A 17,246-nucleotide genomic window follows, 5' to 3' on the forward strand; every position below is an offset into this window, starting at 1 on the left:
GGGGTCGGGGCGGCGGCCTCAGGGGCGGGAGCGGCGGCCGCGACGCCGTTGCCGCCGCCCTGCGGGGCGCCGCGTCGGGCGAAGAAGTCCGCCCAGGTCGCGTCGACCGAGGAGGGGTCGGCCGTGTAGCGGTCGTACATCTCCTCCACGAGCCATTGATTGGTGCCGAAGTCCGGCGCCTGTGAGGGGGAGTTCGATGCAGTAGGGGACTCGGCCACGGCCCAGATCGCCTCTTCCGATAGCGCGGTGAATACGGGGGATCGTTGGACAGCGTAACGCGCCGTCGGCGATGGGTTACGACGGGATCGAGGCCTGAGAGGAAGCTGTTAGAAGGAACGGTCCGGCCACCGTCGCGGCGGTGGATTTCAGCCGTCTCGCGCCTCGCGGGCGCCGCGCCCGGCCAGTTCGTCGGCACGTTCGTTGCCGGGGTCGCCGGCGTGGCCTTTGACCCAGTGCCAGCTGACGTCGTGGCGGACGGCGGCCTCGTCGAGCCGCCGCCACAGGTCGGCGTTCTTGACCGGCTGCTTGGCGGCGGTCCGCCAGCCGTTGGCCTTCCACTTCGTGATCCACGAGGTGATGCCCTGGCGCACATAGCTGCTGTCGGTGTGCAGGTCGACCGCGGCGGGGCGTTTCAACGCCTCCAAGGCGCGGATCGCGGCCAGCAGCTCCATGCGGTTGTTGGTGGTGTCGGGCTCGCCGCCGTACAGCTCCTTGACGTGCTCCCCGGCGCGCAGCACCGCCCCCCAGCCGCCCGGGCCTGGATTGCCCAGGCAGGCCCCGTCGGTGTGGATGGTCACGCGTTCGTCAGAGGGATTCGACACGTCGGTCACTGTATCGGCCCAGGCCGGGGCCGAGCAGACGGCGAGCGCCGCGACGACCGGCCTCAGTTGTTGCGGTCGTCGGGCGGGTAGCGGTCGGTGTTGATGTCGGCGTCGTCGCCATAGAGGCTCAGGCGTTTGGCCCAGCACTGGGTGTCGTCGCGTCCCACCATGTCGCACCATGCGAGCACCGGCGCGGTGGTGTCGAACTGGTCGCCGCTCAGCACCACCCACGATGTTCCGGTGACGGGGTAGCTGCCGGGCCAGTCGCCGCTCCACACGAGGATCGCGTCGGGGAACTCCTCGACCAGCCGGTGATAGCCGTCGAGCACTGCGACCGGCGAGTCCGTGGGCGCGCTGGAGGCGAGTTGCGCGGTCCAGGAGTTCTCCGAAAGTGCCTCGGCGCGCGCCGCGTCGTCGTCGGCGATCTCCTGGAGCTCGGCGAGCGCCTCGGCCTCGGGGTTGACAGGCTCGTCGTCCTCGTCGTCCTCGTCGTCCGCTTGGTCCTCGTCCTCCTCGTCTCGCTCCGGTGTCGAGTGATCGGAGTCGTCGCTCTGAGAGGAGCGGTCCTCCTCGGCGACCTCTCGCCGCTGGTCGTCGTCGAGCAGGAGGAAGGTCGCCAGTCCGACGCCGACGGCCACGATGAGGGCCAGCACCGCCATGACCGCGATCAGCGGGCCGTTGCCGGACGGTCCTGACGGCGGGGAGGGCGAAGACGTCGGCTGCGGAGGCAGGGGCGACCGGGGCGGAGTCGGCGAGGGCATCGACGGCAACAGCGGAAGCGGAGCCGTCGGGGGAGCGGCGACCGGCGGCTGGAGCCGCCGGACCGGCTTGCGGGGCGTGTGATCGTCGATGCGGTCCGAGGGAGACGGCGGCGGCGGTTGGACGAGACCCGGTGAAGGGGGCTGTCCGCCAACATTCTCAGCCATGGTGCTCCCGCCGTCGGATCGTGCCTCAGCCTGACAGGTCCGACCTTATCGATCCGCGGCGGGTCAGCCGTGCTCGGCGATCTCGGCGAGGGCGTCGGTCACGGTTCCCCAGCCCTCGAAGAAGCCGAGCTCCTCGTGCCGGTCGCGGGAGGCCGGGGAGCCGTGGCGCACGACGACGCGGTAGTCGACGCCGTCGGGGTGGTCCCCGAGGGTGATCTCGGCGCTCATGCTGACCGGCTCGGGCGTGGCCGGACGCCAGGAGCTGTCGACGGCGTTGGTGAAGGCGAGGCGGCGCTCCGGCTCCACGGCGAGGAAGATCCCGTCGACGTGTGGGGGACGAAGGTCTCGCCGTCCTCGCTCATGGTCGAGACGAAGGCGCCGCCGGGACGGACGTCGAGGCGGTCGACGCGGGTGATCAACGGGGCGGGGATCCACCAGCGCTCGAGGAGTGAGGGCTCGGTCCAGGCCTGCCAGATCCGTGATCGGGGAGCGCGGATCACGCGTTGGAGGGTGAGGTCGCGGCGGGGGTCGAGGGTGGTCATGGTCTCTCCTGATCGGTGACGAGGGCTTCGAGGCGGTCGGTGCGCTGCTCCCAGACGCGGCGTTGGGCGGCGAGCCAACCTTCGACGACGTCGAGGCGTTCCCGGTTGAGCGCGCAGGTGCGGACGCGTCCCGACTTGTGGGTGCTGATCAGCCCGCAGGACTCCAAGGAGCGCACGTGTTTCATGAACGACGGCAGCGCCATGGGGAAGGGTTCGGCGAGCTCGCTGACACTCGCCGGCCCCTGTCCGAGCCGGCCGATCACGGCTCGCCTCGTCGGATCGGCGAGCGCGACGAATACCTCGTCCAGCCCCTCATGGTTAGCCATGAGGCTAAGTATTGCTCGCGGCGTCGCAGAACGCAAGCGGGGTGGGCCCTGGGAATCGACAAAGCCCGAACCCATATGGCTGGGGTTCGGGCTTTCTGATGTTCCGACTGGTGCCCCCGGGAGGACTCCGTCAGTCGCAGAGCGACTTCCTCCCGAATCCGCGCGACCAAGTTGAGACTGGGTGCGTGTGAGCGCTGACTGATTCGATCAACTGGCGCCCCCGGGAGGAGCCGTCGCTCGCAGAACTCGCTCCTCCCGAATCCGCGCGGGTTTCTGACTGGTTGGATTGGCCAGAGCGCCTGCAGTAGCAAATTCACGGGCGCCCCCGGGAGGATTCGAACCTCCGCTCCCGCCTCCGGAGGGCGGTGCTCTATCCCCTGAGCTACGGGGGCCACAAGGGCCGCGCGAGGCGGCCCGGGCGTTCCGGTGGACGAGCCTACCGGACGCCCGCCTACGGTGGGGACGTGGACACCGGTGAGGGCGCGCGCGTGCTGATCGTCGACGACACCGCGTCGATCCGCTTCCTGCTGCGGATGAACCTGGAACTGGCCGGATTCACCGTCGAAGAGGCCGTCGACGGGGTTGCCGCGCTGGAGACGCTGCGCTCCGGCGCGCCGCTGCCCGACCTCGTCACCGTCGACGTCGTCATGCCGCGCATGGACGGCGTGGAGACGGTCGAGGCGATCCGGGCCGACCCGGCGCTCGCCGACCTGCCCGTCGTCATGGTGACCACTCAGGGCCATCCGACCTCGGTGCGGCGCGGCCTGGAGGCGGGCGTCGACGAGTACGTCGTCAAACCCTTCGACCCCGACGCCCTCGTCGCGACCGTGGGCGACCTGATCGCGGCGCGCCGCCGATAGACTCGCCCGGTGACTCCCGAGCAGCTCAGCGACGTGATCGTGTCCGCCCTCGCCCGCCTGGCCGACGACGGGCGCCTGACCCTGCCCGAGGCCCTGCCGACGCAGGTGCTCGTGGAGCGTCCGAAGGTCAAGGAGCACGGCGACTACGCCACCAACATCGCGCTGCAGCTCGCCAAGAAGGCGGGCCGACCGCCGCGCGACCTCGCGACCGACCTGGCCGCCGAACTCGTCGCGCACGAGGGCATCGACGCGGCCGAGGTCGCCGGTCCGGGCTTCCTCAACCTGCGGGTCGCCGCCGGAGCGCAGGGCGCGCTCGCGCTCGACGTGCTCGCCGCCGGAGCCGACTACGGCCGCGGCGACGTCTACGCCGGGCAGAAGGTCAACCTCGAGTTCGTCAGCGCCAACCCGACCGGCCCGATCCACATCGGCGGCGTCCGTTGGGCGGCCGTCGGCGACTCGCTCGGACGGCTGCTGGAGTTCGTCGGCGCCGACGTCACCCGCGAGTACTACTTCAACGACCACGGCGCGCAGATCGACCGCTTCGCCCGGTCGCTGCTGGCGTCCGCGCGCGGGCAGGAGGCCCCCGAGGACGGCTACGGCGGCCAGTACATCCACGACATCGCCGCCGAAGTGGTCGCGAAGCGCCCCGACGCGGCGGGCCTGGGCGACGACGAGGCCGTCGAGGCGTTCCGCGCCGAGGGCGTCGAGTTGATGTTCGCCGAGATCAAGTCGAGCCTGCACGACTTCGGCGTCGACTTCGACGTCTACTTCCACGAGAACGACCTGCACGCCTCCGGCGCGGTCGACCGGGCCATCGCCAAGCTCGACGAGCTCGGCAAGATGTACGAGAAGGACGGCGCGCGCTGGCTGCGCACCTCGGACTACGGCGACGACAAGGACCGCGTCGTCATCAAGTCCGACGGCGATCCGGCCTACATCTCCGGCGACCTCGCCTACTACCTCGACAAGCGGGGACGCGGCTTCGACCGCTGCCTCATCATGCTCGGCGCCGACCACCACGGCTACAAGTCGCGCATGATGGCGATGTGCGCGGCCTTCGGCGACGAGCCGGGCGTCAACCTGGAGTTGCTCATCGGCCAGATGGTCAACCTGTTGCGCGACGGCCAGCCGCTGCGCATGAGCAAGCGGGCGGGCACGGTCGTCACGCTGGAGGACCTGGTCGACGCGATCGGCGTCGACGCCTCCCGGTACGCGCTCGCCCGGTACTCCACGGACTCGAACATCGACCTCGACCTCGACCTGTGGGCCTCGGCCAGCAGCGACAACCCGGTCTACTACGTGCAGTACGCGCACGCGCGGCTGTCGTCGATCCTGCGCAACGCCGCCGACCTGGGGGCCGAGGTGGACACGGACTCCTTCGACCCGGCGCTGCTGGCGACCCCGCAAGAAGGCGACTTGCTGCGGGCGCTCGCGGAGTTCCCGCGCGTCGTGGCCCGCGCCGCCGAGCTGCGCGAGCCGCACCGGGTGGCCCGCTACCTGGAGGACACCGCGTCCGCCTTCCACAAGTTCTACGACGTCTGCCGCGTGCTGCCGCAGGGCGACGAGGACGTCACCGACACCCATCGCGCCCGCCTCGTGCTGATCGCCGCGACGCGCCAGGTGTTCGCCAACGGACTCGGGCTGCTCGGCGTGAGCGCGCCCGAGCGTATGTGACAGGCAAAGGAGCCCCCGATGCGATCCCATGAGGCCGGAGCCCTCCACGGACAGGCGGGCGACCGCGGTCCGGCGTGGCTGCGCCATCCCGACGACGTCAACGCGATCGTGCCGCTGCTGTGGTCGCGCAACACCGCGAAGGCCGATGGCGTGCTGACGGTCGCGGGCGAGACGGTCACCGAGTTGGCCGAGGAGTTCGGCACGCCGCTGTACGTGGTCGACGAGGACGACTTCCGCCACCGCGCCCGCTCCTTCCGCGACGCCTTCGCCGGCGCCGAGGTGAACTACGCGGGCAAAGCGTTCTTGTGCGTGGCGACCGCGCGGTGGATCGCCGAGGAGGGGCTGAGCCTCGACGTGTGCACCGGCGGCGAGCTGGCCGTCGCGCTCGCGGCCGACTTCCCGCCCGAGCGGATCACGATGCACGGCAACAACAAGTCCGAGGCCGAGCTGCGCCGGGCGATCGAGCTGGGCCTCGGCAAGATCGTCGTGGACTCCTTTGACGAGATCGACCGGCTCGCCCGCCTGACCGCCGAGTTGGGAGCGACGGCGCGGGTCATGGTGCGGGTCACCGCGGGCGTCGAGGCGCACACCCACGAGTACATCTCGACCGCCCACGAGGACCAGAAGTTCGGCTTCTCCATCTCCGGCGGCGACGCGCTGGAGGCGGTGCGGCGCATCCTCGCCGTGCCGGGGCTGGACTTGCGCGGTCTGCACTCGCACATCGGCTCGCAGATCTTCGTCACGGACGGCTTCGAGGTCGCGGCGCGGCGGGTGCTGCGGCTGCACGCCGAGATCGAGGCCGAACTCGGCACGACGCTGCCGGAGTTCGACCTCGGCGGCGGCTTCGGCATCGCCTACACGACCCAGGACGACCCCCGCACGCCGGAGGACCTGGCCCGCGAGATCGTCAAGATCGTCGACGACGAGGTCGCCGCGCTGGGCATCGAGCGGCCGGAGCTGTCGATCGAACCGGGCCGCGCCATCGCCGGTCCCTCGACGTTCACGCTGTACGAGGTCGGCACGACGAAGGACGTCCCGCTCGACGGCGGCGGCACGCGGCGCTACGTCGCGGTCGACGGCGGCATGAGTGACAACATCCGTCCGGCCCTCTACAGCGCCGACTACTCCGCGACCCTCGCCTCGCGGCCGTCCGACGCGCCGGCGGTGCTGAGCCGGGTCGTCGGCAAGCACTGCGAGTCCGGCGACATCGTGGTCAAGGACGAGTTCCTGCCCGCCGACGTCGCCCCGGGCGACCTGCTCGCGGTCCCGGCGACCGGCGCCTACGGCCGGTCGATGGCCAGCAACTACAACCACGTCCCGCGCGCGGCCGTCGTCGCGGTCCGCGAGGGCGAGGCCCGCCTCATCCTGCGCCGCGAGACCACCGACGACCTGCTCCGCCTCGACGTCCTCTGACGGAGCGTCTCAGCGCGATTCGCCTGTGGAAAGCCGTTTGCCGATCTTCCCATCCGTGGGGAAGGTGGGTGGTCAGCCATGGCCACACGCCCCACAATGGAAGGACGGTCGATGTGTCACTCATCCAAGGAGTCACGATGCGCGCGGTGGAACGCCGACGGATGTCGTACGACGACTACCTCGCCCTGCCCGAGTCGACGCGTGCGGAGTGGGTGGACGGAGAAGTCGTCGTGAACCCGCCGCCGAGCTACCACCATCAGCGGTCGTCACTGCGGATCGCTCGGATCCTGGAGGACGCCCTGCCGTCGCTCTTCGTCGTCGAGGCCGCCGGAATCCGTCTGCCCGGCAACCGGGAGCGCATCCCCGACATCATGGTGCTCGACCGTGAGCCGGAGGGGCCGTATGTCGACTATGCCGCGGTGCTGGTGGTGGAGATCCTCTCCCCGAGCACCCGGACCGAGGACACGGTGCGCAAGTCGGCGGAGTACCTGGCTGGCGACGTCGGCCAGTACTGGATCCTCGACCCTTCGGGGTACTGCCTCGACGTCCTGGCCGGTTCAGGGACCGAGTGGAAGCCGGTGGCCCGACTCGACGAGGTGACGCCTGAAGGTCGGGTCGAGGTCGGCCGGCATGGCGTGGTCGCCGTCGATCTGCGAGCCGTGTTGGGGCAGCCCGGACCATCCTGAGCCGACGACCTCCTCGCGCTCGACGTCTGCTGAGGGTCGCCTTCCTTCCAGATTTGCTGGCTTATCCACTGTTTCCGCAGGCGGATTCGGTGGATAACCCAGCAAATCTCGCGGTGGGGCGGGGAGCGCGGAGGGGCGTCGATAGGCTGTCGGGGTGAACGCCCACCACGATCGTCCTCTCCGGGTGGCCCTGCTCGGCTGCGGCGTCGTCGGCACGGAGGTGGCCCGACGGCTCACCCGTGACGCTGACGAGCTGGCCCGCCGTGTCGGGGCTCCGCTGGAGCTCGCCGGCATCGCCGTGCGCCGCGCAGGCGCCGAGCGCGACCTGCCCGGAGTGCCCGCCGACCTCTTCACCACCGACGCCGACGCCCTCGTGCGACGCGGCGACCTCGACCTCGTCGTGGAGGTGATGGGCGGGATCGACCCCGCGGGCGACCTCGTCCGCGCGGCCTTGGAGAACGGCGCGTCGGTGGTCACCGCGAACAAGGCGCTGCTGGCCGCCCGCGGCGCCGAGTTGTTCGAGGCCGCCGCGAAGGCCGAGCGCGACCTCTCCTTCGAGGCCGCCGTCGCCGGCGCCATCCCCATCGTCCGGCCGCTGCGCGAGTCGCTGGCCGGCGACCGCGTGCATCGCGTGCTGGGCATCGTCAACGGCACCACCAACTACATCCTCGACCAGATGACGACGCTCGGACAGAGCTTCGACGAGGCGCTGGCCGAGGCCCAGCGGCTCGGGTACGCCGAGGCCGACCCGACCGCCGACGTCGAGGGCCATGACGCCGCCGCGAAGGCCGCGCTGCTCGCAGGCCTGGCCTTCCACACGAACCTCACCCTCGACGACGTCTACTGCGAGGGCATCACGAAGGTCACCGCCGAGGCCGTGCGCTCGGCCACCGAGACCGGCAGCGTCGTCAAGCTGTTGGCCATCTGCGAGCAGACCGAGACCGACGACGGCGTCGCGGTGAGCGCGCGCGTGCATCCGGCGCTCGTCCCGCAGTCGCATCCGCTCGCCAGCGTGCGCGGCGCCTACAACGCCGTCTTCGTGGAGTCCGAGGCGGCCGGCGACCTCATGTTCTACGGCCAGGGCGCCGGGGGGGCGCCGACCGCGAGCGCGGTCCTCGGCGACCTCGTCGCGGCCGCCCGCAACCGCGTCGGCGGGGTGTGGGGCCCGGGCGAGACCTCGCACGCCGACGTCGAGCTGCTGCCCGTCGGCCGAGCGCTGACCCGCTACCACATGGACATCGACGTCGACGACCGCGCGGGCGTGCTGGCCTCCATCGCCCAGGAGTTCGCCCGCTTCGGCGTCTCCATCCAGACCATGCGTCAAGACGGCCGGGGCTCGGACGCCCGGCTCGTCATCGTGACCCACGAGGCCGAGGACGCCTCGCTGGCCGCCACGGTCGAGGTGCTGCGCGGCCTCGACGTCGTGCGCGACGTGACCTCAGTGCTGCGCGTCGAGGGAGGCAGCTGATGGCCACGCCATGGCGCGGAGTCGTGACCGAGTACCGCGAGCACATGCCGTTCGCGCCCGACGTGACGGCGGTGACCCTCGGCGAGGGCGGCACGCCGCTGATCCGCTCGGGCTGGCTGTCGGACTTGGTGAAGGGCGACGTCTATGTGAAGGTCGAGGGCCAGAACCCGACCGGCTCGTTCAAGGACCGCGGCATGACCGCCGCCATCACCGGAGCGGTCGCCGAGGGCGCCAAGGCGGTCGTCTGCGCCTCCACCGGCAACACCTCGGCGTCGATGACGGCCTACGCCGCCCACGCCGGACTCACCCCCATCGTCTTGGTGCCGCACGGCCGCATCTCGGCGGGCAAGATGGCCCAGGCCGTCATGCACGGCGCCGACATCATCGGCGTCAAGGGCAATTTCGACGACTGCCTCGACCTGTCGCGCGGGCTGGCGAAGAACTACCCGGTCGCGCTGGTCAACTCGGTCAACCCGCACCGCATCGAGGGCCAGAAGACCGCCTCCTTCGAGATCGTCGACGTGCTCGGCAAGGCTCCTGACATCCACGTGCTGCCGGTCGGCAACGCGGGCAACATCACCGCGTACTGGAAGGGCTTCGTCGAGTACGCCGACGCCGGGATCGCCGCGAGCCGCCCGCGCATGTGGGGCTTCCAGGCCGAGGGAGCCGCGCCCATCGTGCGGGGGCATATCGTGCCCGAGCCCGAGACGGTCGCGACTGCGATCCGCATCGGCAACCCCGCCTCGTGGACGCTCGCCGAGAACGCCCGCGACGAGTCCGGCGGTCTCATCGACATGGTCGCCGACGAGCAGATCCTGGCCGCCCAGCGCGACCTCGGCGCGAACGAGGGCGTCTTCGTCGAGCCCGGCTCGGCCACCGGCGTCGCCGGCCTGCTGGCGAAGGCGCGTGCGGGCGAGGTCGAACCCGGCCTGACCATCACGGTCACGGTCACCGGCCACGGCCTCAAGGACATCGACACGCCGTTGTCGCATCTCGGCGGGCTGACCGAGCTCGTCGTGGACAACGACATCGACGCGGCCGCCGACGCGGCGGGCCTGCGATGACCGTCCGCAGCGGCCCGGTCACGGTCCGCGTCCCGGCGACGAGCGCGAACCTCGGTCCCGGCTTCGACGCGCTCGGCCTCGCGCTCGACTTCCACGACGAGATCACGGTGGAGGCGACCGGCGCGGGCCTGTCGATCGAGGTGCTGGGCGAGGGGCAGGGCCAGGTGCCGCTGGACGAGACGCACCTCGTGGTCCGTTCGATGCTGGCCGCCTTCGACCTGCTGGGCGAGCGGCCGGCCGGACTGCGGCTGGCCTGCCGCAACGTCGTCCCGCACGGCCGCGGCCTCGGGTCGAGCGCGGCGGCCATCGTCGGCGGGATCGTCGCGGCGCGCGCGCTCGTCGGCGGCGAGGACCGTCTCGACGACCTCGCGCTGTTCCAGCTCGCCACCGACCTCGAGGGCCACCCCGACAACGTCGCGCCCGCGCTGTTCGGCGGCCTGACCATCTCCTGGGTCGACGGCGCGGCCGCCGCGACGCAGCGGCTCGACTGCCAGGTCCCGGTGACGGTGTTCGTGCCGCCGACGGCGGTCTCCACCGAACAGGCGCGCGGGCTGCTGCCCGAGACCGTCCCGCACGGCGACGCGGTGTTCAACACCGGCCGCGCCGCGCTGCTGGTCGCCGCGCTGCTGCACGCCCCGCACCGGCTCATCTCGGCGACCGAGGACCGGCTGCACCAGCCGTACCGCGCCGCCGCGATGCCCGACTCCTACCGCCTCGTCCGCAATCTGCGGGTCGAGGGCGTCCCCGCCGTCATCTCCGGCGCCGGGCCGACGGTGCTGGCCTTCGCGCAGGGGATCGACGAGGCGACGCCCGACGGCTGGGCGCGCCACCGGCTCGACGTCGCCGAGCGCGGCGCGACGGTTCTGTTAGGCTGACCGACGCCGGAGTCGAGACACTCCCCCCGGCCCGCCACGAGCCCTCCGTCGGGAGCGCTCACTCTGACCGCCGTCGCGCGGATGTGGCGAGACCACCGCCTGCAAGGGAATATCTGTGACTGACAGCACCACGACTCAGCCCGAGTCGACCGAGTCCACGTCCGCGACCGTCGAGAGCGCTGAGTCCGCTCCGGCGCGTCCCGCCCGCAAGCGCGGCGGCGGCCTGGGCGGCAAGGTGATCGCCGAACTGCAGGAGATCGCGAACGAGCTCGGCATCGAGGGCGTGAGCTCGATGCGCAAGGGCGCGCTGATCGACGCCATCAAGGCCGCGCGCGGCGAGGCCCCGGCCGAGCCGAAGGCCGCCGCGCCGAAGAAGAAGGCGGCGACGAAGGCCGACCGGCCCGCCGAGCAGGTCGAGGGCCAGGAGGCGCTCCCGGTCGCCGAGGCGCCGGCCGAGCCGGTGCGGACCGAGCCGAAGAACGACGCGCCGCAGCAGAAGTCCGAGGGCGGCAAGCCAAAGGGCCAGCGTCAGCGCGGCCAGAAGAACCAGGCCGCCAAGGCCGACGGCCAGAAGTCCGAGGGCAAGGACAAGCCCGCCGAGCAGCAGGGCGAGAAGAAGCCCCAGCAGCAGGGCGGCCAGGGCCAGAACCAGTCCGGCAAGCAGCAGGGCGGCCAGCAGGACAAGGGCCAGAACAACCAGGGCGGCCAGAACAACCAGAACGCTCAGAACGCTCAGAACAACCAGCAGGGGCAGGGGCAGGGCGACGACGACCCGAACGGCCGCCGCCGCAACCGCCGCGGCCGCGGCCGTGCGCGCGGCGACGACCTGCAGGTGGCCGAGGACGACGTGCTGGTGCCCGCCGCCGGCATCGTCGACATCCTCGACAACTACGCCTTCGTCCGCACCACCGGCTATCTGCCGAGCGAGAACGACGTCTACGTGTCGCTGTCGATGGTCCGCAAGTGGGGGCTGCGCCACGGCGACGCCGTCGTCGGCCAGGTGCGCCAGCCGCGCGAGGGCGAGCGCAAGGAGAAGTTCAACCCGATGGTCCGGGTCGACTCGGTCAACGGCATGACCTTGGAGGAGGCCAAGCAGCGTCCGGCCTACGACGAGCTGACGCCGGTGTTCGCGAGCGAGCGGATCCGTCTGTCCGCCGCCGGGACCGAGACCGGGCGCCTGCTCGACCTCGTCGCCCCGGTCGGCAAGGGCCAGCGCGGCCTGATCGTCGCCCCGCCGGCCTCCGGCGCCACCACGCTGCTGCGCGAGACCGCCGCCGCGATCGCCGCCGGCGCCCCCGAGTGCCACCTCATGATCGTGCTGATCGACAGCCGTCCGGAGGAGGTCACCGAGTTCCAGCGCACCGTCAAGGGCGAGGTCGTCGCGTCGTCCTTCGACCGTCCCGTCGGCGACCACCGCACGGTGGCCGAGCTGGCCGTCGAGCGGGCCAAGCGCCTCGTCGAGCTGGGCCACGACGTCGTGGTGCTGGTCGACGGGCTCACCCGTCTGGGCCGCGCCGCCCACCAGGCGTCGGCGCACCAGGGCCGGGTCTCGCTCGACAGCGTCGACGTGTCGGCGCTGGCCACGCCCGCGCGCGTGCTCGGCGCGGGCCGCGACCTGGAGGACGGCGGCTCGCTGACCGTGTTCGCCACGGCGCTGACCGAGAGCGGCTCGGCGCTCGACGACCTGATCCTGGCCGAGCTGACGGGCGTCGCGACCTCGCAGGTCCGGCTCGACGGCGCGGCCGCCGCCCAGCGCGCCTTCCCGGCGATCGACGTGCTCGCCTCGGCCGCCCGCCGCGACGACCTCCTGCTGTCGGCCGAGGAGCAGCAGCAGGCCGCGGACCTCCGCGCGAAGGCCGCCGCCTCCCGCTGAGCCTCCCGTCCTTCCCAGATTTGCGCCGCGTTCAACCGAATCCTCCACGGGAAACGGTTGAACTTGGCGCAAATCTGGGAAAGGGGCGAGTCAAAACGCGTAGGGTGAGCCCATGACCACTGCCTTCGACTTCACCGCCACGGCCATCGACGGGGCCGAGCGGGCGCTCGCCGACTACCGGGGGCGGGTGCTGCTCGTCGTCAACACCGCCACGAAGTGCGGCTTCACCCCTCAGCTCGCCGGTCTGGAGGAGCTGTACAAGACCTACGTCGACCAGGGCCTCGTCGTCCTCGGCTTCCCCTGCGACCAGTTCATGCACCAGAACCCGGGCGACGACGAGGAGACCGCGACCTTCTGCGAGCGCAACTACGGCGTGACCTTCCCGATGTTCAGCGTCGTCGACGTCAACGGCTCTGACGCGCACCCGCTGTACCAGTGGCTCAAGTCCGAGAAGAAGGGCCTGCTCGGCGGCGCGGTCAAGTGGAACTTCACCAAGTTCCTCGTCGGCCGCGACGGCCAGGTCGTCAAGCGCTACGGCTCCAACGTCGAGCCCGAGGCCATCGCCGCCGACATCGAGGCGCAACTCGCCGCCTGATCGCCGACCCGATGTGGGTTCGCCGGAGCCGCCTGGCAGACTAGGGCGCCGGTTCTGGTTCACGCGGCGCACCGGCGACGCGACCCAGATCATCGAGAGGACACCATGAAGAGCGACATCCACCCCACCTACGTGGAGACCCAGGTCACCTGCACCTGCGGCAACAGCTTCACGACGCGCAGCACTTCCGAGGACGGCGTCATCCGCGCCGACGTGTGCTCGGCCTGCCACCCCTTCTACACGGGCAAGCAGAAGATCCTCGACACCGGCGGACGTGTCGCCCGGTTCGAGAAGCGCTACGGCAAGAGGAAGTAGCGACGCCCACGACGCCGGCCGCCTCCCTGCCAGGGGAGGGGTCGGCGTCGTCGTCTCTCCGCCTCCGCCCGCCGCCGAAGGAGTCCCATGTTCGAGGCCGTCACCGCCCTGCTCGCCGAGCACGCCGACCTGGAGCGCCAGCTCGCCGACCCCGCCGTCCACGCCGACCCGTCGCGCGCCAAACGGGTCGGCCAGCGCTACGCCGAGCTGACCGGGATCGTGAAGGCCCACCAGGCGTGGCGGGAGGCCACGGACGACCTGGAGGCGGCCCGCGAGCTGGAGCTGGCCGAGGAGGCCGCCGAGCTGGAGCCGCGCCTGGCCGAGCTGACCGAGCGGCTGCAACGGCTGCTCGCCCCGCGCGACCCCGCCGACGGCAAGGACGTCATCCTCGAGGTCAAGGGCGGCGAGGGCGGCGACGAGGCGGCGCTGTTCGCCGGCGACCTGCTGCGCATGTACCTGCGCTTCGCCGAGCGGCGCGGCTGGAAGGTCGAGATCCTCGACGCCGCCGAGACCGCGCTCGGCGGCTACAAGTCGGTCACCGCCGCGGTCAAGGCGGGCCGTGCGGCCGACCCCGACGAGGCGCCCTACGCGACGCTCAAATTCGAGGGAGGCGTGCACCGCGTCCAGCGCGTCCCGGTCACCGAGTCGCAAGGGCGCGTGCACACCTCGGCCGCGGGGGTGCTGGTGCTGCCCGAGGCCGAGGAGGTCGACGTCCAGATCCACGAGGGCGACCTGCGGATCGACGTCTTCCGCTCCTCCGGTCCGGGCGGGCAGAGCGTCAACACGACCGACTCGGCGGTGCGGATCACCCATGCGCCGACGGGCATCGTGGTCAGCTGTCAGAACGAGAAGAGCCAGCTGCAGAACAAGGAGCAGGCGTTGCGCATCCTGCGCGCCCGGCTGCTGGAGGCCGCCCAGGCCGAGGCCGACGCCGAGGCGTCCGACGCGCGCCGCTCCCAGGTGCGCACGGTGGACCGGTCCGAGCGGGTCCGCACCTACAACTTCCCGGAGAACCGGATCTCCGACCACCGCACCGGCTTCAAGGCCTACAACCTCGACGCGGTCATGGACGGCGCCCTCGACGACGTGATCGCCTCGCTGACCGAGGCCGACCTCGCCGAACGGCTGGCCGCCGCAGGACAGGTGAGCGGCCGGTGAGCGGCGTGCGGACCCAGGCCGAGCGGCTGATCGCCGAGGCCGTCGAGACGCTGAGCGCGGCGGGCGTCCCCTCGCCCGAGGTCGACGCCGAGCTGTTGCTCAGCCACGTCACGGGCACGCCGCGCGCCCTGGTGCGCCGTGCGCCGGTGCAGCAGCCGCAGCGCGCGGTCTATCTGGAGATGATCGCCGCCCGCGCCCGCCGGGTGCCGTTGCAGCACATCACCGGCGTCGCCTCCTTCCGCCACGTCGACGTCGAGGTCGGGCCCGGGGTGTTCGTCCCGCGTCCGGAGACCGAGGTGATGACCGGCTGGGTCATCGACCAGGTCAAGGGCGACGACGCGCCGGTCGTGGTCGAGCTGTGCGCCGGCTCCGGAGCGATCAGCCTCAGCGTCGTCCACGAGGTCCCGCGCGCCCGCGTCCACGCCGTCGAGCTGGACGAGAAGGCGCACGCCTGGGCGCTGCGCAACCTCGACGAGGCGGGCGTCGACCTGCGCCAGGGCGACATGGCCGACGCCTTCGCCGACCTCGACGGCACCGTCGACGCGGTGGTCGCGAACCCGCCCTACATCCCGCTCGGCGCGTGGGAGAGCGTCGCCCCGGAGGCCCGTGACCACGACCCCGCGCTCGCGTTGTGGTCGGGCGAGGACGGCCTCGACGCGATGCGCGTGGTCGAGCAGGCGGCCTGGCGTCTGCTGCGTCCCGGCGGCGTCGTGGCCGCCGAGCACGCCGACGCCCAGGGGGAGTCGGCGCCGCAGGTGTTCGCGCCCCGGTGGAGCGAGGTCCGCGACCACCCCGACCTGGCGGGCCGGCCGCGTTTCGTCACGGCGCGCCGACCCTGAGCGTGGTTCCGCGGGAACGATTTGACGTGAGGCCGTGACTCAACCATCCTAGGCTCGTTGTGAACTGCGTCACCGAACACGTTACGGTGACGTTGCCCGAACTCGGCGTGAAGATGAATGAGGTCGCATGACGATGCAAGCAGAGGGGGCTCCGAAACGGAGTCTCGCCTCGCGGATGGGCGGCTTCGGCTCGTCGATGCGGGGCAAATTCCTCGATGGGGTCGACACCTTCGGTGCGATGGCGATCCTCGCCGTGGGCTCGCTGCGGTTCCTCTCGACCGACATCATCGGCCGCAAGTTCTCCTGGCGTGAGTTCTTCGACCAGTGCTGGTTCATGACCCGGGTGGCCTTCCTGCCCACGGTGCTCGTGGCCATCCCGTTCGGCATCATCATCGCCGTCCAGGTCGGCGCGGTCGCCCAGCAGATCGGCGCGGTGAGCTTCACCGGCGCGGTCAACGGCATCGGCATCCTGCGCCAGGCGGCCCCGCTGGTCACCTCGCTGCTCATGGCCGGCGCGGTCGGCTCGGCCATCTGCGCCCAGCTCGGCGCCCAGACCGTCCGCGAGGAGGTCGACGCGATGAAGGTCATGGGCCTCAACCCGGTCCAGCGCATCGTCGCCCCGCGCGTCGCCGCCGCGATGGTCGTCGGCTTCGTGCTCAACATCGTCGTCGCGGTCACCGCGATGATGACCGGCTACATCCTCAACGTCGGCGGCGGGCTGGTCAGCTCCGGCGCCTACCTGCAGTCCTTCGTCTCCTTCGCCCAGCCGACCGACCTGCTGCTCGCCGAGGGCAAAGCGGTGCTGTTCGGCTTCCTCGCCACCATCGTCGCCGCGCACAAGGGCCTCAACGCCAAGGGCGGGCCGAAGGGCGTGGCCGACGCGGTCAACCAATGCGTCGTGATCGCCGTCATCGTCTTGTCGGTGGTCAACGTCGCCATCACCCAGGGGTACGTCATGCTCGTTCCGACGAGGATCGCATGAGCGGGCGCGCGCAGGCCGTGCTCGACAGCGGCCACGACAAGCTCGCCTCGCTCGGCACCTTCACCACGTTCGTGCTACGCACGTTCGCGGCGGTGCCGGGAACGATCCGCAACTATCGCGCCGAGACCTTCCGCATCCTGCTCGACATCAGTTGGGGCACCGGCGCGATCCTCGTCGGCGGCGGCACGATCGGCGTCATGGTGCTGCTGGCCCTCGCGGCCGGCAGCTCGCTCGGCATCGAGGGCTTCAACGGACTGGAGACCATCGGCCTGGCGCCGCTGACCGGCTTCGTCTCGGCGGTGGTCAACACCCGTGAGCTGGCCCCGCTGGTCGCCGCCCTCGCGCTCGCCGCGCAGGTCGGCTGCCGCTACACCGCGCAGCTCGGCTCGATGCGCACCAGCGAGGAGATCGACGCGCTCAGCGTCATGGCGGTCCCTGCCATCCCCTACCTGGTCACCACCCGGGTGATCGCCACCATGATGGCCATCCTGCCGCTGTACATGATCGGCCTGGCCGGCTCCTACCTCGCCTCGCAGGCGGCGGTCACGATGCTGTTCGGCCAGCCGCCGGGCACCTACGAGCACTACTTCGGCACGTTCATGGCCGTCTCCGACGTGGTTCTGTCGGTGGTGAAGATCGTGATCTTCTCGGTCGTCGTGGCGATCATCCACTGCTGGTACGGCTTCATGGCCTCCGGCGGCGCGGAGGGCGTCGGCGAGGCGACGGGCAAGGCGATCCGTGCCAGCATCGTGACGGTCGTCGTGCTCAACATGATCATGACCTTGGTTTTCTGGGGCAGCGACCCCGGCGTCCGGATTTCGGGGTGACA

21 protein-coding genes and 1 tRNA gene are annotated in these 17,246 nt (G+C 71.3%); 15 read left to right on the top strand and 7 right to left on the bottom strand.

Annotation, left to right across the window (positions count from 1 at the left end):
• From QM621_RS13635 to QM621_RS13645, 3 genes are all read right to left on the bottom strand, one after another.
• Positions 1 to 218: 2-oxoglutarate dehydrogenase E1 subunit family protein (locus QM621_RS13635; protein WP_414990934.1), on the bottom strand; the 218-nt coding region annotated here is incomplete at its 3' end.
• 147 nt (positions 219 to 365) lie between these two features.
• Positions 366 to 821, bottom strand: coding sequence for a ribonuclease HI (gene rnhA / locus QM621_RS13640; protein ID WP_414990935.1), 456 nt, complete (start codon positions 819 to 821; stop codon positions 366 to 368).
• Positions 822 to 883: 62 nt separating this feature from the next.
• Positions 884 to 1,480: a hypothetical protein gene (locus tag QM621_RS13645; protein WP_414990936.1), complete on the bottom strand. Its 597-nt coding sequence runs from the start codon at positions 1,478 to 1,480 to the stop codon at positions 884 to 886.
• Here QM621_RS13645 and QM621_RS13650 point away from each other — a divergent pair.
• A complete protein-coding gene (locus QM621_RS13650) occupies positions 1,479 to 1,664 on the top strand; it encodes a hypothetical protein (protein WP_414990937.1) in 186 nt (61 codons plus the stop codon). The genes QM621_RS13645 and QM621_RS13650 overlap by 2 nt on opposite strands.
• Before the next feature lie 146 nt (positions 1,665 to 1,810).
• Here QM621_RS13650 and QM621_RS13655 read toward each other — a convergent pair whose 3' ends face one another.
• The 4 genes from QM621_RS13655 to QM621_RS13670 all read right to left on the bottom strand — a co-directional run bounded on the left by QM621_RS13655 (position 1,811) and on the right by QM621_RS13670 (position 3,007).
• Positions 1,811 to 2,053, bottom strand: coding sequence for an SRPBCC domain-containing protein (locus tag QM621_RS13655; protein WP_414990938.1), 243 nt, complete (start codon positions 2,051 to 2,053; stop codon positions 1,811 to 1,813).
• Complete coding sequence (locus tag QM621_RS13660; RefSeq protein WP_414990939.1) at positions 1,972 to 2,289, bottom strand: SRPBCC domain-containing protein; 318 nt, start codon at positions 2,287 to 2,289, stop codon at positions 1,972 to 1,974. Before QM621_RS13660 ends, QM621_RS13655 begins: the two co-directional genes overlap by 82 nt.
• A complete protein-coding gene (locus tag QM621_RS13665; protein ID WP_414990940.1) occupies positions 2,286 to 2,615 on the bottom strand; it encodes an ArsR/SmtB family transcription factor in 330 nt (109 codons plus the stop codon). Before QM621_RS13665 ends, QM621_RS13660 begins: the two co-directional genes overlap by 4 nt.
• 320 nt (positions 2,616 to 2,935) lie before the next feature.
• Positions 2,936 to 3,007, bottom strand: a tRNA-Arg gene (locus QM621_RS13670).
• Between the two features lie 72 nt (positions 3,008 to 3,079).
• On the opposite strand from QM621_RS13670, the gene QM621_RS13675 reads away from it, so the two are divergent.
• The 14 genes from QM621_RS13675 to QM621_RS13740 all read left to right on the top strand — a co-directional run bounded on the left by QM621_RS13675 (position 3,080) and on the right by QM621_RS13740 (position 17,244).
• Positions 3,080 to 3,475, top strand: a complete 396-nt coding sequence (locus QM621_RS13675) for a response regulator (RefSeq protein WP_414990941.1) — start codon at positions 3,080 to 3,082, stop codon at positions 3,473 to 3,475.
• Positions 3,476 to 3,484: 9 nt separating this feature from the next.
• Complete coding sequence (gene argS, locus QM621_RS13680; RefSeq protein WP_414990942.1) at positions 3,485 to 5,149, top strand: arginine--tRNA ligase; 1,665 nt, start codon at positions 3,485 to 3,487, stop codon at positions 5,147 to 5,149.
• Positions 5,150 to 5,167: 18 nt separating this feature from the next.
• Complete coding sequence (lysA, locus tag QM621_RS13685; protein ID WP_414990943.1) at positions 5,168 to 6,562, top strand: diaminopimelate decarboxylase; 1,395 nt, start codon at positions 5,168 to 5,170, stop codon at positions 6,560 to 6,562.
• A gap of 137 nt (positions 6,563 to 6,699) precedes the next feature.
• On the top strand, positions 6,700 to 7,248 hold the full coding sequence (locus tag QM621_RS13690) for a Uma2 family endonuclease (protein WP_414990944.1): 549 nt from the start codon (positions 6,700 to 6,702) through the stop codon (positions 7,246 to 7,248).
• A 154-nt stretch (positions 7,249 to 7,402) separates the two neighbouring features.
• Entirely contained in the window at positions 7,403 to 8,716 is a 1,314-nt protein-coding gene (locus tag QM621_RS13695) for a homoserine dehydrogenase (RefSeq protein WP_414990945.1), read from the top strand.
• A complete protein-coding gene (gene thrC, locus QM621_RS13700) occupies positions 8,716 to 9,780 on the top strand; it encodes a threonine synthase (protein ID WP_414990946.1) in 1,065 nt (354 codons plus the stop codon). Before QM621_RS13695 ends, thrC begins: the two co-directional genes overlap by 1 nt.
• Complete coding sequence (thrB, locus tag QM621_RS13705; protein ID WP_414990947.1) at positions 9,777 to 10,655, top strand: homoserine kinase; 879 nt, start codon at positions 9,777 to 9,779, stop codon at positions 10,653 to 10,655. The genes thrC and thrB overlap by 4 nt, the downstream gene beginning before the upstream one ends.
• 115 nt (positions 10,656 to 10,770) lie before the next feature.
• Positions 10,771 to 12,528, top strand: coding sequence for a transcription termination factor Rho (gene rho / locus QM621_RS13710; RefSeq protein ID WP_414990948.1), 1,758 nt, complete (start codon positions 10,771 to 10,773; stop codon positions 12,526 to 12,528).
• Positions 12,529 to 12,640: 112 nt separating this feature from the next.
• A complete protein-coding gene (locus tag QM621_RS13715) occupies positions 12,641 to 13,123 on the top strand; it encodes a glutathione peroxidase (protein ID WP_414990949.1) in 483 nt (160 codons plus the stop codon).
• Positions 13,124 to 13,228: 105 nt separating this feature from the next.
• Entirely contained in the window at positions 13,229 to 13,438 is a 210-nt protein-coding gene (gene rpmE, locus QM621_RS13720; protein WP_414990950.1) for a 50S ribosomal protein L31, read from the top strand.
• Between the two features lie 87 nt (positions 13,439 to 13,525).
• Positions 13,526 to 14,596, top strand: coding sequence for a peptide chain release factor 1 (prfA, locus tag QM621_RS13725; RefSeq protein ID WP_414990951.1), 1,071 nt, complete (start codon positions 13,526 to 13,528; stop codon positions 14,594 to 14,596).
• Positions 14,593 to 15,435 (top strand): peptide chain release factor N(5)-glutamine methyltransferase, encoded by an 843-nt coding sequence (prmC, locus tag QM621_RS13730; protein ID WP_414990952.1) that lies wholly within the window; start codon positions 14,593 to 14,595, stop codon positions 15,433 to 15,435. Before prfA ends, prmC begins: the two co-directional genes overlap by 4 nt.
• 127 nt (positions 15,436 to 15,562) lie before the next feature.
• Positions 15,563 to 16,417, top strand: coding sequence for an MlaE family ABC transporter permease (locus QM621_RS13735; RefSeq protein WP_414990953.1), 855 nt, complete (start codon positions 15,563 to 15,565; stop codon positions 16,415 to 16,417).
• Positions 16,414 to 17,244 (top strand): ABC transporter permease, encoded by an 831-nt coding sequence (locus QM621_RS13740; protein ID WP_414990954.1) that lies wholly within the window; start codon positions 16,414 to 16,416, stop codon positions 17,242 to 17,244. The genes QM621_RS13735 and QM621_RS13740 overlap by 4 nt, the downstream gene beginning before the upstream one ends.
• Positions 17,245 to 17,246 lie beyond the last annotated feature (2 nt).

The sequence above is a fragment of the Aeromicrobium sp. genome, from assembly GCF_047606445.1.
In the GTDB taxonomy this organism is placed as follows: domain Bacteria; phylum Actinomycetota; class Actinomycetes; order Propionibacteriales; family Nocardioidaceae; genus Aeromicrobium.

What these genes read in the sequence shown, in the direction of transcription:
- QM621_RS13650 (WP_414990937.1), top strand. Translation starts at nt 1,479, where the DNA reads ATGACCGCGATCAGCGGGCCGTTGCCGGACGGTCCTGACGGCGGGGAG.
- thrB (WP_414990947.1), top strand. Translation starts at nt 9,777, where the DNA reads ATGACCGTCCGCAGCGGCCCGGTCACGGTCCGCGTCCCGGCGACGAGC.
- QM621_RS13645 (WP_414990936.1), bottom strand. Translation starts at nt 1,480, where the DNA reads ATGGCGGTGCTGGCCCTCATCGTGGCCGTCGGCGTCGGACTGGCGACC.
- prfA (WP_414990951.1), top strand. Translation starts at nt 13,526, where the DNA reads ATGTTCGAGGCCGTCACCGCCCTGCTCGCCGAGCACGCCGACCTGGAG.
- QM621_RS13690 (WP_414990944.1), top strand. Translation starts at nt 6,700, where the DNA reads ATGCGCGCGGTGGAACGCCGACGGATGTCGTACGACGACTACCTCGCC.
- lysA (WP_414990943.1), top strand. Translation starts at nt 5,168, where the DNA reads ATGCGATCCCATGAGGCCGGAGCCCTCCACGGACAGGCGGGCGACCGC.
- QM621_RS13740 (WP_414990954.1), top strand. Translation starts at nt 16,414, where the DNA reads ATGAGCGGGCGCGCGCAGGCCGTGCTCGACAGCGGCCACGACAAGCTC.
- QM621_RS13715 (WP_414990949.1), top strand. Translation starts at nt 12,641, where the DNA reads ATGACCACTGCCTTCGACTTCACCGCCACGGCCATCGACGGGGCCGAG.
- rpmE (WP_414990950.1), top strand. Translation starts at nt 13,229, where the DNA reads ATGAAGAGCGACATCCACCCCACCTACGTGGAGACCCAGGTCACCTGC.
- thrC (WP_414990946.1), top strand. Translation starts at nt 8,716, where the DNA reads ATGGCCACGCCATGGCGCGGAGTCGTGACCGAGTACCGCGAGCACATG.
- QM621_RS13665 (WP_414990940.1), bottom strand. Translation starts at nt 2,615, where the DNA reads ATGGCTAACCATGAGGGGCTGGACGAGGTATTCGTCGCGCTCGCCGAT.
- QM621_RS13660 (WP_414990939.1), bottom strand. Translation starts at nt 2,289, where the DNA reads ATGACCACCCTCGACCCCCGCCGCGACCTCACCCTCCAACGCGTGATC.
- QM621_RS13735 (WP_414990953.1), top strand. Translation starts at nt 15,563, where the DNA reads ATGACGATGCAAGCAGAGGGGGCTCCGAAACGGAGTCTCGCCTCGCGG.